The following is a 15820-nucleotide window of genomic DNA, read 5'->3' as shown; positions in this document are numbered from 1 at the left end:
CGTTCAGTCTCCTTCCGCTTCCGGAACGATTTCTCCGATCTCCGGCGGCAATCTCCGCTCGGCCGCAACCGGGGGCGCGGGTGGGAAGTTCGGAGCGGGGGCGGGAGGTGCGGGCGGCAGGGCTGTGCCGACCATGGTCGGCAGGGGGTTCGCCTGTGCCGGCCCTCCTGCCGGCGCTGGCGTCGTGAGCAGTCCGTCCGGAACCGGGTTCATCCCTTGCAAAGGCAGGCCGTTCACCGCAGCGCTCGGAGCGGGCGGTAAATCCTCTGTCGGCAGCGGGGGGGGCGCCGGGGCGGGCGACGAGGGGGGCGTATGGACGGGAATGGGGACGTCGAAGTAGCTGGCGAAGATCTTCTGGGCCACGGGGGCGGCGTTGCTGCCGCCGCTGCCGCCATGTTCGAGCAACACCGCCACGGCGATCTCCGGGGCTTGTGCCGGAGCATAGCCGACGAAGAGGGCGTGATCGCGGAATCGGTAGGCGATCTCCCGTTTCGGCGCGTGGTCATCCTTGAGCTTGACCACCTGCGAGGTCCCCGTTTTTCCGGCAATGCGGATCTCATTCAGACGGCTTTTGTAGGCGGTTCCGCCCGGTTCGTTGACGACTGCTTCCATCCCCCTCTTGACGACCTGGAGATCGCTGGGGTTGAGTTGGGCGTCATTGAGGATTTCCGGATGCATCTCTTCCAGGATGTTTCCTGCCAGGTCCTCAATGCGGCTGATGACCTGCGGGCGCAGCACAATGCCGTCGTTGGCGATGCCGGCGGTCATGACCGCCAGCTGCAAGGGGGTGGTCAGAACATAGCCCTGGCCGATGGAGGCAATGACCGTCTCGCCATCGTACCAGCGAGTGCCGTGCCGCTGCTGTTTCCACTGGCGATCGGGGATCAGCCCGGTTTTTTCCCCTTCGAGGGCGAATCCGAGGGGAATGCCGAGGCCGAAGGCGCGGGCCATGGCGGCGATGCGGTCGATGCCGAGATCGAGAGAAACCTTGTAGAACCAGACATCACAACTCTCCTTGAGCGCCCGCTTCAGATCGACCCGGCCGTGACCGCCCCGCTTCCAGCAGCGGAACCGTCGATTGCCGTGGCTCAGGGCGCCGCCACAGTCGACGGTGGTTGAGGGATAGGCCACTCCGGCCTTGAGCGCCGCCAGGGCGGTGATCATTTTGAAGGTCGAACCCGGCGGATACTGGCCCTGAATGGTTTTATCCTGCAAGGGATGACGGGGGTTCTGCAGCAACTCGATCCATTCCTTGCCGGAGATGCCCCGGGCAAAGAGAGCGGGATCAAAGGCGGGGCGGCTGGTCAGGGCGAGCACCGCGCCGGTTTTGACATGGATCACCACCGCCGCGCCGGCTTCCTCGCCGAAGGCGGCCTCGGCGGCCGCCTGCAATTTCCGGTCGATGGTCAAAAAGACCTTGTTTCCTGGTTGCGGCTCCTGGGTTTTCAGGATGCGTAGCTCCTGACCCTTGACATCCACCTCCAGCAGCCGTTCCCCTTCGATGCCGCGCAGATACTTTTCCAGCAGCTTTTCCAGCCCGCGCTTGCCGACAAAGTCGCCGGGCCGATAGCCGCTGCTGAAGGGCTTGCTCTGCAGCTCCTTCTGGGTGATTTCACCGAGATAGCCGAAGAGATGGGCGCCGAGTTCGCCGTGGGGGTAAGAACGCAAGGGACGCACCTCGGTCAGGACTCCCGGTAGGTTCACGGAATTTTCCTGGATGACTTCAAGGCGTTCGCGGCTCACATCCTCGGCCAGGGGAAAGGGGCGGTAGCGGGGAAAGCGGGAGCCGCTCTGCCAGCGCTTTTCCAGTTCCGCCGGATCTTCCCCGAGAATTTGAGCGAGACGTGCCAGCAGGGCGTCCTTGTCTTCCACCTCTTGGCGCAGCACGGAAATGATGAAGGAGGGGCGGTTGTCGACCAGGATTTCGCCGTTGCGGTCGTAGATCGGACCGCGCGGCGCGGCAACGGGGATGTAGCGGATGCGATTTTTTTCCGAAAGCTCGCGATAGCGGTCGGCGCCGATGATCTGGAGATACCAGAGACGCAGCACTAGCAGCAGGAAGATCAGAACCACCGCCAGGGATAGGAGCATGAAGCGTTTTTTTAGGCCGGGGTTATCTTCCCAGCCGCCGTTGAGGCTCATAGCGAAAATCCGCGGGAGAGGCTTTGCCGTCTGCTCCGCCCTTCCCCGTGGCGGCGCGGCAGACAGCACAGGAAAAGAAGAGCGAAAAAGGTGTTGAGGACCGCTTCAGGCAGGATGATGTGCAGCAGCAGCGGCCATTGCCGTCCGGCATCGGCGAAGAGCAGCAGCAGGACGCTGAGCAGTATCCCTTTTACCATCGTCGCGAAAAAGGCGAGCAGCAGCAACAATAGGGGGTTTTCGGTGTTGAAGCGCCCCGCCCCGGTCTTGACCAGGAGAAAGATGAGCAGAAAGGTGATACCGAAGAGGCCGAAGTCGCTGCCGGCGAAGACGTCTTCCAGGGAGCCCAGGTACCAACTGCACAGGCCGCCGCGCAACCAGTTCTGGGTCAGCCCCAGGTAGGCGACGACCAAAAGGAGCAGGTCCGGTTTAAGATGGTCCGGCAGCAGTCGGGGCAGAACGGCCACTTGCAGAAAGAGCAGCAAGAGGCTGAGCAGAAAAAAGCCCGCTCCGCGCTTCACGGATTCTCCTCCAATAACACGAGCACCTCTTCGAGCCGGGAGAAGTCGACGGCGGGGGCAACCTCGACCTGCTGGAACATGCCGTACTCTTCCCGCTCGACGCGCACTACGCTCCCGATCGGCAGGCCCTTGGGGAAGACTCCGCCATTGCCGGAGGTGATGACCTGATCGCCGACCTCGATATCCTCCTCACGCAGAGCAAACTCGAAGGTGAGGCCGGTGCCGCTCCCCCGGCAGACCCCGCGGCTGCGGTTACGCTGGATGAGGGTCGCGACCGCCGAGGAGGCGTCGGTGATCAGCAGCACCCGGGCCTGGTTGGGGGCGGTGCGGATGATGCGTCCCGCCACCCCTTCGGCGACGACGACCGGCATCCCTTCACGAATGCCGGCGTTGCTCCCTTTGTCGATCATCACCGTGCGAAACCAGCTGGTCGCATCTTCGGTGATGACCTGGGCGGGGAGGGCGGTGAGCGCTTGCCGGTCGCGGAAGTCGAGGAGTTTGCTCAGGCGTTCGTTGGTCAGGCGCAATTCCTGGAGGGTGCCGAGTTCGCTGCGCAACAGGCGGTTTTCTTCTCGCAGGAGCAGGTTGTCCGCTTCGGCTTCGACCAGCCAGAGATACCGGTCCCAGATGCCGACGATACGGTCGATGGCCGTTTTTAGGCCGGTCTGGGCCGGGGCCATGATTTGCAGAATCAACCGCTCGAAAAGATTGGTTCGGTCCTCGACTCGCCGCAGATTTTGCGAATAGAGCAGGAGCGCGGCCAGGACCATGACGGCGACCAAGAGAACGGTTCGGTATTTTCGCAGCAGATCAAACATCCGCGGAAACTTTCTCTACCATGCAAAAGAGGGCCGATGGCCCTCTTCGCGTCAGGATGGATGTAGAGCGGCTTGCGGCCGGATCAGGAGGGGACGGTCACCCGCCGGAGCAAGTCGAGTTCGTCGAGGACCTTGCCGGAGCCGAGGACCACGCAGGAGAGGGGATCTTCGGCGATGACCACCGGCAGCCCGGTCTCATCGCGCAGCAGGGCGTCGAGGTTGCGCAGGTTGGCGCCGCCGCCGGCAAGGACGATCCCCTTGTCGACGATGTCGGCGGCCAGTTCCGGCGGAGTCCGCTCCAGGGCGATGCGTACCGCCTCAACGATGGCGTTGACCGTTTCGGAGAGGGCGTCGCGGATCTCCGTGGAGTTGATTTCCAGGGTCTTGGGGATGCCGCTGACCAGGTCGCGCCCCTTGACCTCCATGGTGTGGACCTCTTCCTCGGGGTAGGCGCTGCCGATCTCGATCTTGATCTGCTCGGCAGTGCGTTCGCCGATGAGCAGGTTGTACTTGCGCTTCAGGTACTGGACGATGGCCTCGTCCATCTTGTCGCCGCCGACGCGGACGCTCTTGGCGTAGACGATGCCGGCCAACGAGATGACTGCGACCTCGGTGGTGCCACCGCCGATGTCGACGATCATGTTGCCCGAGGCCTCGGTGATCGGCAGCCCGGCACCGATCGCCGCCGCCATCGGTTCTTCGATCAGATAGACCTCGCGGGCGCCGGCCGATTCGGCCGACTCCTTGACCGCGCGCTTCTCGACCTGGGTGATTCCCGAGGGGACGCAGATGACGATGCGCGGCCGCACCAGGGTCTTGCGGTTATGAACCTTCTGGATGAAATAACGAAGCATTTCTTCAGTGATGTCGAAGTCGGCAATGACGCCGTCTTTCATGGGGCGGATGGCGACGATACTGCCCGGGGTCCGGCCGAGCATCTTTTTGGCCTCTTTGCCCACGGCCAGAACCTTACGCCCCCCCACACTGTCCTTCTGCACCGCCACCACGGACGGTTCGCTGACGACGATGCCCTTGCCTTTCAGGTAAACGAGGGTATTGGCGGTTCCCAGGTCGATGGCGAGATCATTGGAAAACATCCCCCAGATGGCATCAAATAGATTGAACATAGTGAAAACTTGAACTCCTTTCGGGCGCAGGCGTGCAGCTGGACAAATGGCGTTCACCCTACCAAAAAGCCCCGGGCATTTCAAGCTGGAAAAAGGAAAAAGATATTGCATTTGCGCAGTTGATTGTCTAACATGTTGCGCTGTTTCCAAGCCCTTAAACACACGCAAAGGAGTCATCACCGGCATGCTGGATCTGATCCGGAAAAAGCAAAAATCGGTCTTCATAAAGCTGGCGTTCGCCATTATCATCCTCAGTTTCGTCATCGGCTACGCCATGCTCACTTCGCCCGGCGACAGCGGCGATGCCCAGGGCAACAGCGTGGCGGTGACCATTGACGATGCCGCGATCAGTTTCGCCGACTATCAAACCGCCTACAGCAATCTTTACAGCCTCTACCAGAACATCTACCGGGAACAATTCACCCCAGAGCTGGAAAAACAGCTGGGCCTGCGCCGCCGGACGCTCGATATGCTCGTCGAGCAGGTGCTGCTCTCCCGCGAGGCAACCCGTCTCGGGCTGAAGATCGGGGACAAGGAACTGGTCAGCGCTATCGCCGGCGTTCCTGCCTTCCAAGAAAACGGCGTCTTCAACAAGGACCGTTATCTGCAGGTACTCGCTTATCAGCGGCTGACACCAGAGGAGTTCGAAGGTCGCCAGCGCCAGCAACTGCTGGCGGAAAAGGCGCGCGAGGCGATCATCGGTCAGGTCGAAGTCGGCGATGGCGATATCAACGAAGAGTATCGCCGGCAGAATGAGCAGATTAATCTCGCCTTTGTGCGGCTGACGCCGGCTCGGTTCGAAGATCGGGTGCGGATCGACGAAGAAGAGCTCAAAGCCTTCTACGAAAGCGCCAAGGAAGGCTTTCGCCTCCCCGAAACAGTCGCCCTGCGCTACCTACTTTTCGACCCGGCCCGTTATGCCGGAGAGGTTACCGTCGTCGACGAGGATCTGGAAAAGTACTATCGGCGCAATCTCGACAAATTCGACATTCCCGAGCAGGTCAAGGCCGCCCATATCCTGATCAAGGTCCCCCTTGATGCCGATCCGGCGAGCCGGGAGAGCCAGCGCCAACGCGCCGACAAGGTGCTGGCCGAGGTCAAAGAAGGCAAGGATTTCGCCGCCCTGGTGCGGCAATATTCCGATGACCAGGGGACCGTCCCCAAGGATGGCGACCTGGGCTTCTTCCCCCGTGGGGTCATGGTTCCCGAATTCGAGCAGGCCGCGTTCGCCATGAAGCCCGGGGAAACGAGCGAAATCGTCACTACTCCCTTCGGTTACCACATCATCCGCTGCGACGGTTACATCGAGCCGGGAATCAAGCCTCTGGAGGAGGTGCGGGACGAGGTCCAGGCCGAGGTAGTCGCTGAGAAGAGTCGACAGCTGGCCCTGGAAAAGGCCATGGATGCCTACAATATCAACCGCAAGACCGGCGATCTCGAGAGTGCCGCTCAGGCCAATGGCCTGGAGATTCAGGAGACCGGCTTCTTCAAGCGTGACGGCGCGATCGACGGCCTCGGCGCCTCGCCGGAGATTTCCTCCGCCGCCTTCGCACTCGGGGAAAAGGACCTGGCCCGGCCCCTCACCCTGTCGCAGGGAGTGGTGCTTTTCGGCCTGAAAGAGCGGCAAGCGAGTCGCGTTCCCGAGTTGAGCGAGGTGCGCGGCGCAGTCGAAGAGGCCTATCGCAAGCAGCGGTCCCAGGAATTGGCCCGTGCGGCGGCGGATGAACTCCTTGCCGCCCTGCAAGCCGGTGGTGCGCTGCAGGATCAGGCCGCGGCCGAGCGGCTGAATGTCGAAGAAACCGGTCTCTTCAGCCGGGCCTACGGTGAATTCCTCCCCCGACTCGGCAATGCGCCGGAACTGGCCCAAGCCGCTTTCGCGCTGGAGCAGGAGCAGGCGGTGGTGCCCGCCGTCCATGAAGTCGACGGCACGTTCGTGGTCGCCGTACTCAAGGAGCGGCAGGCCGTCGATCCGGCAACCATCGACGCTGCCGGTCGCGAGGAGCTCAAGGGGATGGTGCTGACCCGCAAGAAAGAAGAGTTGTTCAAAGAGAAGATGGCCGCCCTCAAATCAGAGGCGAACATTGTCGTTTCCCCCGCCATTCAAGCCTCGATCGAAAAGGACATTTAAGGCATGTCAACGACACTGACCCAGAGCACTTTCAGCGATCTCAAGCTCGTCAACCGGGGCAAGGTTCGGGATATCTACGACCTGGGCGAATACCTGCTGCTGGTGACCACCGACCGCATCTCCGCCTTTGACGTCATCATGAACGAAGGTATCCCGCACAAGGGCTTCGTGCTGACCCAGATTTCCAAATTCTGGTTCGAACAGATGGCCGACATCATCCCCAACCATATCGTCGCCACCGAAGTGAGCGATTTCCCCGCCGTCACTCATCAGTACCGCGATCAGCTCGAAGGGCGCAGCATGCTGGTGAAAAAGGCCAAGCCGCTCCCCGTCGAATGCATCGTGCGCGGGTACGTTTCCGGCTCGGGCTGGAAGGAGTACCAGCAGACCGGCAGCATCTGCGGCATTTCCCTCCCCGCTGGGCTGGTGGAGAGCCAGCAGCTCCCCGAGCCGATCTTCACCCCGTCGACCAAGGCGGAGCTCGGCGAGCATGACGAGAATATCCCCTTTTCCAAGGTCGTTGATCTTTGCGGCCAGGAGATTGCCGAGACCATCAGCAACACGACCCTGGAGATCTACAAGCGCGCCCGCGCTCTGGCCGATACCAAGGGGATCATCATCGCCGATACCAAGTTCGAATTCGGCATATTCGAGGATCGGGTGATCTGGATCGACGAAGCCCTGACCCCCGACTCCTCGCGCTTCTGGCCTAAGGATCTCTATCGTCCCGGCGGTCCGCAGCCGAGCTTCGACAAGCAGTTTCTGCGCGACTATCTCGAAACCCTCGACTGGGGTAAAAAAGCTCCGGCGCCGCCGTTGCCGGCGGAGATCGTGCGCAAGACCGGCGAAAAATATATCGAGGCGCTTTATCGCATCACCGGGATGAAGCCCTGACGGAAAGTGATCGAAAAAATCGGGCCGGGGCCATGCTCCGGCCTTTTTTGTTGGAGCGGCCCGTGCCGAGAAGCAAGATTCACCGAAAACTTATTTCCGCCGTGGTTGTTGGCCTGCTGCTTTCGGGGTGTGCTTGGTCGGCGGGAAGCGGTATGACCGTCGAGCAACATCTGGCGCGCGCCGATGCCCTGGTCGAGCAGCGGGATTACCTGGGCGCGGCCGAAGCGGTGGGGCGTGCCTCGCGGCAGCGGCCCGGTGCGATTTCTCTCGTTCTCCGCCAGGGGGAATTGCTGGAAGCCGCCGGTCGACCCGAGGCGGCGCGCAAGGCCTATCTGCGTGGGTTGGACGAGGAGAGCGCCGATCTTGTTGAGAAACAGGAGTTGCACTATCGCTTGTTCTTGCTGCTGACGCTGAAGCTTGCCGATGCGGCGGGCGCCAGGCCGCTGCTGACCCAGTTGCCCGCCGGCTCCCCCCGCCATCTCGACGCCCAAGGGGTGCTGGCTTATGCGGACGGTCGTTATCAGGAGGCCCTGGTCCTCTTCGAACAGGCCCGGGATGCCACCGCCGACCAGGATCTGCGCGCCCGGGTTCTCTATCATACGGCCCTGGCCTATGAGCGGGCCGGGGATGCCGATCTCGCCCGTCTGGCCCTCTTTCACGCCGTCAACCAGGCCCAGAGCCTGGGGGTGCGCAAGGACATCGAACGTTTTTTCTCCCGACTACAAGCCCATAACCCCTGACCCCGCGGAATTCCATGCTCGAACGCCTCTTTCAGTTGCACCGGCACGGTACCACCCCCCGCACCGAAGTTGTCGCCGGCATGACCACCTTTCTCACCGGCGCCTACATCATCTTCGTCCACCCCTCGATGCTCGCCCTGACCGGTATGGACCAGGGCGCCCTGACCACCGTCACCTGCCTGGTCGCCGCGTTCGGCACCCTGCTGGTGGCGCTCTGGGCCAACGCCCCGTTGATGATGGCGCCGGGCATGGGGCTGAACGCCTTTTTCACCTACACCCTGGTTCTCGGTGAGGGGGTGCCCTGGCAGACCGCCCTGGGCGTCGTTTTTCTTTCCGGCCTGTTTTTCCTGGTGCTCACCTGGCTGGGGGTGCGGGAACGCCTGGCCCGGGCCATCCCCCTGACCTTGCGCCTCGCCGCCTCCGTCGGCATCGGCCTCTTCATCGCCTTTATCGGCTTGCAGAATCTTGGCCTGGTGGTCAAAAGCGACGCGGTGCTGGTGCAGTTGGGCACCTTTGACGCTCCCGCCCGCCTCGGGCTTTTCGGGCTCTTTGTGGTCATCCTCCTCGAAGTCAAGCGGGTGCGCGGCGCCATGCTGCTGGGGATTCTCGGCACCGCCGCCCTGGGTATTCTGCTTGGCGTCTCTCCCTGGCCGCAGGGGATTGTCGCTCTGCCGCCGTCGCCGGCGCCCATCGCCCTGCAGTTGGATATCCTCGGCGCCTTGCAGATCTCCCTCTGGGCCAGCATTTTCTCCTTCATGTTCGTCGATCTCTTCGACAGCCTCGGCACCCTGCTGGCGGTCTGCCGGGAGGCGGGCATGGCCGATCCGCATGGGGAAATCCCCCATCTGCCGCGGATGCTCACCGCCGATGCCCTGGCCACGGTCGGCGGCGCCCTGCTCGGCACCAGCACCACCACCACCTTCGTCGAATCGGCGAGCGGCGTCTCCGACGGCGGCCGCACCGGCTTGACCGGGGTCGTTACCGCCGGACTCTTCCTCTTGGCGGCCTTTTTCACCCCGCTGATCGCCGCCGTTCCCGCCTACGCCACCGCCCCGGCCCTGATCATGGTCGGCATCTTCATGATGCGCGGTATCGGCCAGATCGATTTCTACGACTTCGAAGAGGCGGCCCCGGCCTTTCTCACCGTGCTGCTCATGCCCCTGACCTATTCCATCGCCAACGGCCTGGCCTTCGGATTCATCTCCTATGTGGCGATCAAAGTCGCCTTGGGCAAGGCGCGGGAATGCGATCCCTTTCTGCTCGGAACGGCGGCATTTTCCCTGGGCAGTCTGCTTATTTGACGGCACTTCGCGAGGCGGATTATTTTTTCGCGAAAAAGCGTAAAAAAACCTGTTGACACCCTCGCGCCGACTTTGCTATAAGTTGGCTCCGTTGCACGGGGCTATAGCTCAGCTGGGAGAGCGCTTGAATGGCATTCAAGAGGTCGGCGGTTCGATCCCGCCTAGCTCCACCAAACAAAAGTAAAAGGGTTGGCTGATTTCTCAGCCAACCCTTTTTTGTTTGCCCAGCGTAGCGGGCAAACCCGGCCTGTTGCAAGAGACAGGCGTCACCCCGGCCAGGGGGAAGACAATCCGAATCGCAAGGGCGTTGCTGGTAACGGCAGGGTCTGAAGGAAGCGATAGGAAGTGAACTGCACATAGCGCAAGCGAACCTGATTCGGCGCTGCGGGTGGGTGAGCGTGCAAAATAGCGCGAAGCCCGATACCTGGTCAGACCCGTGGCGTGATTGAGGATGGGGTAGTTCACAGGGAGTCCGAGGTAACTGGGGAAGCCTTGCATCGTTTCAGATTCCGAGCGGTGGGACTCTGAATAAGGAGGGGCACAAGGAGAGATCCGAGGCCCGACCGACGCGGTGTGAGGTGGCAGATGAATCCGTAGTAGTGATGAAGTCCCGGCCTGTGAAAGCTGGTAACAGTCTGGAGGGTAAAACCGGGACGACTCACCGCCTGGTCGGTGGGGGCCGCTGCGAGCCAAAAGCCGTATCGGAATGCGAAGGGAGGAAGTTCATTCGAAGGTTTTCGGACACTGCTTTCGAACGTCAAGCCGGACACAAGCCGCCCGACGGGGCGGGACACGTTATTGGCGGTAGGCCGTGAAAGGAATCTGCCGATAATGGTCGTCCACCGAAGTAACCGGGATACGCCGTCGTAGATTGCCCACAGGGATAGAAGGCGAAGGTCTCCCGGCCAAGACCGGAGGCGAGGCGAACGGGGCAGGGGAAGGAAACGCAGGAGCAAGTATGGCGAAGATTTACTACAGTCTCTACGACCGCATGCTGAACGAAAGTGGACTGCTTCAGGCATTTGCCAAGGTGAAATCCAACAAAGGGGCTCCCGGCATCGACGGGCAGACCATCGCGGATTTTGCCGAACAACTGTCTGAAGAGATCGCCCAACTTGCAAGCGAATTGCGGACCAAGAGTTATCGTCCCCAACCGGTCAGACGGGTCGAAATCCCGAAAGACGGCGGCGGGATTCGGTTGCTCGGCATTCCCGCAGTCCGTGACCGGGTTGTACAACAAGCCCTGCTGAACATTCTGCAGCCGATATTTGACCCGGAATTTCATCCATCAAGCTACGGCTACCGGCCAGGGCGAAGCCCGCAACAGGCCATCGCCAAGGCCAGCCTGTTCATCCGGCGTTACGAGCTCAAATGGGTGGTGGACATGGATCTGTCGCGGTGTTTCGACACCCTGAACCATGCCCTCATCCTCAAGAGCTTTCGCCGGAGGATTGCCGATGGAAGCATTCTGGATCTGCTGCGGATGTTTTTGCAGAGCGGGGTGATGACCGGAGAAGGTTGGCAGGCGAGCGAGGACGGCAGCCCCCAAGGTGGGGTCATCAGTCCTCTTGTCGCCAATGTCTACCTTGATGCTTTCGACCAGTTCATGAAGGGTCGCGGGCATCGTATCGTCCGTTATGCGGACGATATTCTGATCCTCACCCGCTCAAAGAGCGCAGCGCACAATGCCCTCACTGTGGCCGGAAACTACCTGGAAGGGGAGCTTCTCCTCACCGTCAACGAGCAGAAAAGCAGTATCGTTCATAGCTTCAAGGGCGTGAATTACCTTGGGGTTACGATCCATACCGGCTACACCCGGATCAAGAGAGAGAAGGTTCGGGAGCTCAAGGACAAGGTGAAGGGAATCACCCGGCGCAACTCACCGGTGAATCTGGAGAAGGTCATCGCCGACCTGAATCCGGTCATTCGGGGATTCGCCAATTACTTCCGCGTAGCGAACTGCCAGGAGGAGTTCAGGGTGCTGATGCAGTGGATCAGGAGGCGCCTGCGCGCCAAGCAGATGAGTAGGCCCAAACGGCTTCACCGCAGGCTGAGACAACTTGGTTACCAGGGGGAGTTCATGGCGATAAAAATGAGTTCCTGGCGAAACTCTGCCGGCAACCTGGCCCATTACGCCATTCCCAACATGTACCTACAGGAATTGGGTCTTTTTGAGATGAGTTCAGTGCAAACCGGGTACCTGCCTCAGACGTACTGAGGGGAAGAATGGACAGGAGCCGTATACGAGGCCCGTACGTACGGTTCTGTGAGAGGGATGAGGCGAGCGTGATCTGCTCGCCTCACCCTACTCGATTGCCCAGAGAAGCGGGTAGCTTTCGCGGAGATTTAGTCTGCTGCTGGTCGTAGCAGGCGGATTTCGTCGGCGGTGATCTTGCCGTTTTCGATTGAACCGGTCACTAGAACCCGGTCGCGCTTTTTGAAGGTGGACAGGTTAATTTCTTTGTCCTGCGCATCAATAAACCGGGTATCCCACACTTTAATCCCTTTCTCGATGTGCGATTTCAGGTGAATTTCCTTTTCGGCAATAATCGCCAGATTATCGTCTGGAACAATGTACATGACTCCTGCGTCCAAGCGGTAAGGTTGTTGACTCGCGGTTTCAGCGGCCATTAAAAGATTTCCTCTTGCGACAATGAGGAGGAAAGCCCCGAGAAACAGGATGAAGATATTTTTTTGAATTTTATGCATGCTGTCTCCTTGATGAAAGTGTGAGTTAATTAAGGTTTAACTGCCGCCAGAAAAATCGCTCAACTACATTTTTCTTCAAGTCTGGCCAAGGGTCAATATCGTCATCCTCATCATCATCTGAGGGGCCTTGTGTTCCGACTAAAACGATCGGCCCCTCTTCTGTCACGATTAGTGTCGGTGCTGGTGGAATGCCGGATTTTGCCAAGGGTAAACGTCGTTCTTCAACGAGGTTAAAGGCGTCTGCGCCGGTAAGATAATCCAACGCATAAAGATAGCCTGTTCCACTGCTGCCTGGGCTGGCACAGGGATCATTCCCGGCGTCACAGCTTCCATCGGCATTTGATTCAGGGACGAAGGTAGTGAAAAGGACAATACCAGAGAAAATAAGAGGTGATGAAACCAGCTTTTCACCTACAGAACTGCCATTTTTCTCGATCAAGCGCAGGAACCATCCCCTGTTGTTTGGTTTCTTAAGAGCAGTCTTTACGAAATTATTAAAATCAATACGCACTTGTTCATCTACTTGCTGGTCATGGATCCGATTGTCAGTGACATCAAGAATGAAATATTCTTCATCAGTAATTATGTGATTGTCGGATTTTGCTTTTACTGTACCATTGTCATTTTTATCGACATAGGCTTCGATGATTGTGGGTGAATTGTCAGGCCACTGCCAGTTGTTTTTTATGGCGTAGAAAACATTAACGGTGCCTGTTTCATTCGGGCGCGAACGGTCGCCGGTGCCAAAGAATACGAAGTCGCCTACTCGGTATTCGGTACGAATCTCTTCGCTAGAGCCGCCGGTTTCGTTGGCGGGGTAGGTAAAATTAACCGGATAATATTCGTAGGTAATTTCTGGAGCGTACCAGATTTTCTTGCCTGGGGCGCTATACAGTTTCAATTTCTGCTCCCAGTTCCCATCTTCTTGGCCGTCGTATTTGCCCTCAAAATCAGCGCTTTTGCTGGCATCACGATTACGATGGAAGATGTCATCTCGGAACGCGAAAAGATTTCCATTCAGATCACCGGCGTAGATGCGGGTGCTGGTTCCTGTGTATGGGCTGGGATAAGCGGCGGCGTCAATAATGGAATGGGTCATAGAAGCATAGTTAGAGTGACTGAACAGGCAGTTACTGAACAACGCGCCCGTCTGTGCGTCAATGGCAAATACGGCGCGGCCTATGCTGTCTTCTGTTGCTTTTTCTTCCCCTTCCTTGTCTTGGTTGATGTCGTAACCGCCTGATAGGAAGAAAACATCCTTGGTTTTGTAGGTAGAGTTATCCATGTAGCCCATGCGGCACGGTTGGGGTTCTGCCCAGGATTGTCCCAAAACCTCTTGGCCACTACCGAGGTGGTCCGCATCGATACTGTATTTATATAGCGGTGCACTGTGATTGGTCACATCCAAAGTGGTGTAGCTGAAACCGCCGCGCCGCTGACCGAAGATGAGTAATTTTTTGTCAGGGGTATTGGCACTACCATCGTCGTCATAGTGATACAGACTGGCGTTGCCATCGACAAAGTAGAGCAGATCATCTGCACTGCTCAGCAGGTTGATATTGGATAACAGATCAGGCGGAATAAAGCCCCAAAGCTCTTCGCCTGTGCTGTCATCAAAACAATGCAGCAAACCATCGTTGCCACCGACAAAAATGACGGATTTGTCGCCGGAACCATCGTAGGCGCCATCGTTGTCGATATCGTAATGTTCTACCAAAGGCTGAAAGTGCAACAGGCTGCCCAAGGGCCAGTCTTCAGCCACGCCTCGATGCACGGCATTGATGTCATCGAGGCTGAGGCCTAAGCCCGGAGGGTCAGCGTCCGTGGCGGCTGTTAAAACCGTGTTGGTGGCCGTGAACATGTTGCTGCTGTGGTTAAGGGCGCTGTTGCTGCCCGTGTAGGTGTACAGTACCCGTTCTGTTGCGCGGTCGCGCAGCAGTTCGCCGGCGCCACCGGCTGCTACATTTGGCCCGTCGGCTGCTGTGCACCAATAGGAGGTGGCGCTGTCGAAAATGGTGCCCTTGTCATTGGCTGCCGGATTACCAAACTTGTCCAAAATGGCACCGTCATCGGAAAGGCCAAATTTTTTCAGATTTCCAAGCCAGTTGCTCTGATTGGTGGGTTGAAACAGGCCAAGATAGATGTGATTTCCTGAAAATACGCCGTCCGCAGTGCTTACGGGCACCGTGGAGGCCGTAAACATTTCATTAAGCTGACCAATGGTATCGATGATATTGGTCAGCGATTCTCCCAGTTCAGCGGCGCTGGTGGCGGTATAGTACTCGCCGCCACCACGGCTGGCGGTGCTTTCCAGAAGATCCTGGTCTGTCTGAAAGCCAACCGTGTAGGTTGTAACTGTCTGATCGGGGAAATCTCCAGCTGAACCGAGTTCTGGTAGAAGATCGTTGGCATTTAAAAATTCGGCGACATCATCCAAATAGCTGTTGTTACCATCAGTTCCACTTTCAGTCAAGTGCTGGTTGATAATGTAGTTTAAGATGTCAAGTTTGTCATCATCGTGCGTTGGCTCTCCATCGGTAACCAAAATAATATAATTTTTCTGACATCGAAATTCGATGGGACTGCTCGCGTTGTAGTTTTGACAACCATCATTGTCTTGTGTACAGGAATAGCTGTATTTCCCAAGGGGATAGCTGCTGCCGGTAGATGTTCCATTGAACCAACTTTGTTTTCCGGCGAAGTAGAGACCCGCTTCTGCCATGGTTTCAGATAACGGTGTCCAGGTTGTGGAATAAAGAGTTCCGACCGCGCCAAAATCATTCTGTTCCTTATCAAGCATGACGGAGGTTCCGGGAGTATATGAACCGATCAGGGTCTGCAACTCTGCACCGCATTTAGCCACGATGTAGCCGCCATTATCGGCGTTGCCCCCTGTATTGAATGCCATCAGACCAAAATTAACTTTTTCATGGTTTTGATAAATCAGATTGGCGACTACCTCTTTGGCCACTTCCATGCGGATACGATAAGCACCGCCTGATGCCAAAAAGTTGCGATAATTACCAAGCCGGTAATCATGGGCTGAGCCCGAGTTTGTGCATGTAACAATTCCTTTTTTTAGGCGGAGCTTTCCTTTCCAGGAACCTGTGGTTTTAAGTTGTGTACGAGCGGGTTCACAGGTCCAGTTCGCCGAGTCAATATCGGAAAAATAGAAATCCCAACTTTTTCCATCCTTTTCATAAACCCGGTTGGTTTCATAGTTCCCTGAATAGGTTACATTGGGATCGTAAGGTTCTCCTGGAACGTCGTTTTCGTCCATGCTGCCTGAATTGTCCAGGATAATCAGCACGTTGGGCTTGAGGCCCTCACCAATGCCGGAAACCCCGTAGATGTCGATATCGTCTGCTTGGGCGGTAAGAGCCATCAGCAGCAGACTGACCAGAAATAAGAATCGTGAGAGTTTCATAGGGTACTCCTTGTTC

General features: G+C 58.3%; 11 protein-coding genes and 1 tRNA gene. 6 read left to right on the top strand and 6 right to left on the bottom strand.

Features of this window, described 5'->3' with window-relative positions:
- Positions 1-3: 3 nt before the first annotated feature.
- From mrdA to BQ4888_RS16210, 4 genes are all read right to left on the bottom strand, one after another.
- A complete protein-coding gene (gene mrdA, locus BQ4888_RS16225; RefSeq protein ID WP_092058577.1) occupies positions 4-2142 on the bottom strand; it encodes a penicillin-binding protein 2 in 2139 nt (712 codons plus the stop codon).
- A complete protein-coding gene (gene mreD, locus BQ4888_RS16220; protein WP_170232917.1) occupies positions 2139-2660 on the bottom strand; it encodes a rod shape-determining protein MreD in 522 nt (173 codons plus the stop codon). Before mreD ends, mrdA begins: the two co-directional genes overlap by 4 nt.
- Positions 2657-3478 (bottom strand): rod shape-determining protein MreC, encoded by an 822-nt coding sequence (mreC, locus tag BQ4888_RS16215; RefSeq protein ID WP_092058573.1) that lies wholly within the window; start codon positions 3476-3478, stop codon positions 2657-2659. Before mreC ends, mreD begins: the two co-directional genes overlap by 4 nt.
- A gap of 83 nt (positions 3479-3561) precedes the next feature.
- Complete coding sequence (locus BQ4888_RS16210) at positions 3562-4605, bottom strand: rod shape-determining protein (RefSeq protein WP_092058571.1); 1044 nt, start codon at positions 4603-4605, stop codon at positions 3562-3564.
- Between the two features lie 184 nt (positions 4606-4789).
- Here BQ4888_RS16210 and BQ4888_RS16205 point away from each other — a divergent pair, with 184 nt between their 5' ends.
- The 6 genes from BQ4888_RS16205 (at position 4790) to ltrA (ending at position 11886) form a co-directional block, all read left to right on the top strand.
- Positions 4790-6733 (top strand): SurA N-terminal domain-containing protein, encoded by a 1944-nt coding sequence (locus BQ4888_RS16205; protein ID WP_170232916.1) that lies wholly within the window; start codon positions 4790-4792, stop codon positions 6731-6733.
- A 3-nt stretch (positions 6734-6736) separates the two neighbouring features.
- Positions 6737-7627, top strand: a complete 891-nt coding sequence (locus tag BQ4888_RS16200) for a phosphoribosylaminoimidazolesuccinocarboxamide synthase (RefSeq protein WP_092058567.1) — start codon at positions 6737-6739, stop codon at positions 7625-7627.
- A 152-nt stretch (positions 7628-7779) separates the two neighbouring features.
- Positions 7780-8367: a tetratricopeptide repeat protein gene (locus tag BQ4888_RS16195; RefSeq protein ID WP_170232915.1), complete on the top strand. Its 588-nt coding sequence runs from the start codon at positions 7780-7782 to the stop codon at positions 8365-8367.
- 14 nt (positions 8368-8381) lie between these two features.
- On the top strand, positions 8382-9668 hold the full coding sequence (locus BQ4888_RS16190; protein WP_092058562.1) for an NCS2 family permease: 1287 nt from the start codon (positions 8382-8384) through the stop codon (positions 9666-9668).
- Positions 9669-9765: 97 nt separating this feature from the next.
- Positions 9766-9841 (top strand) — tRNA-Ala (locus BQ4888_RS16185).
- A gap of 785 nt (positions 9842-10626) precedes the next feature.
- On the top strand, positions 10627-11886 hold the full coding sequence (gene ltrA, locus BQ4888_RS16175) for a group II intron reverse transcriptase/maturase (RefSeq protein ID WP_092058558.1): 1260 nt from the start codon (positions 10627-10629) through the stop codon (positions 11884-11886).
- Positions 11887-12014: 128 nt separating this feature from the next.
- Here the strand turns inward: ltrA and BQ4888_RS16170 are convergent, their stop codons facing one another.
- Positions 12015-12377, bottom strand: a complete 363-nt coding sequence (locus BQ4888_RS16170; protein WP_092058556.1) for a hypothetical protein — start codon at positions 12375-12377, stop codon at positions 12015-12017.
- Positions 12378-12402: 25 nt separating this feature from the next.
- Entirely contained in the window at positions 12403-15804 is a 3402-nt protein-coding gene (locus BQ4888_RS16165; protein ID WP_092058554.1) for a pilus assembly protein, read from the bottom strand.
- Positions 15805-15820: the final 16 nt, after the last annotated feature.

The sequence above is a fragment of the Desulfuromonas acetexigens genome (genome assembly GCF_900111775.1).
Lineage (GTDB): Bacteria > Desulfobacterota > Desulfuromonadia > Desulfuromonadales > Trichloromonadaceae > Trichloromonas > Trichloromonas acetexigens.
The sequence above is the reverse complement of the archived record's forward strand: the minus strand, read 5'-3'. Positions and strand labels throughout refer to the sequence as shown.

Excerpts from the sequence above, each read along its gene's own strand:
- mrdA (WP_092058577.1), bottom strand. The coding sequence starts at position 2,142 with ATGAGCCTCAACGGCGGCTGGGAAGATAACCCCGGCCTAAAAAAACGC.
- mreC (WP_092058573.1), bottom strand. The coding sequence starts at position 3,478 with ATGTTTGATCTGCTGCGAAAATACCGAACCGTTCTCTTGGTCGCCGTC.
- BQ4888_RS16210 (WP_092058571.1), bottom strand. The coding sequence starts at position 4,605 with ATGTTCAATCTATTTGATGCCATCTGGGGGATGTTTTCCAATGATCTC.
- BQ4888_RS16205 (WP_170232916.1), top strand. The coding sequence starts at position 4,790 with ATGCTGGATCTGATCCGGAAAAAGCAAAAATCGGTCTTCATAAAGCTG.
- BQ4888_RS16200 (WP_092058567.1), top strand. The coding sequence starts at position 6,737 with ATGTCAACGACACTGACCCAGAGCACTTTCAGCGATCTCAAGCTCGTC.
- BQ4888_RS16195 (WP_170232915.1), top strand. The coding sequence starts at position 7,780 with ATGACCGTCGAGCAACATCTGGCGCGCGCCGATGCCCTGGTCGAGCAG.
- BQ4888_RS16190 (WP_092058562.1), top strand. The coding sequence starts at position 8,382 with ATGCTCGAACGCCTCTTTCAGTTGCACCGGCACGGTACCACCCCCCGC.
- ltrA (WP_092058558.1), top strand. The coding sequence starts at position 10,627 with ATGGCGAAGATTTACTACAGTCTCTACGACCGCATGCTGAACGAAAGT.
- BQ4888_RS16170 (WP_092058556.1), bottom strand. The coding sequence starts at position 12,377 with ATGCATAAAATTCAAAAAAATATCTTCATCCTGTTTCTCGGGGCTTTC.
- BQ4888_RS16165 (WP_092058554.1), bottom strand. The coding sequence starts at position 15,804 with ATGAAACTCTCACGATTCTTATTTCTGGTCAGTCTGCTGCTGATGGCT.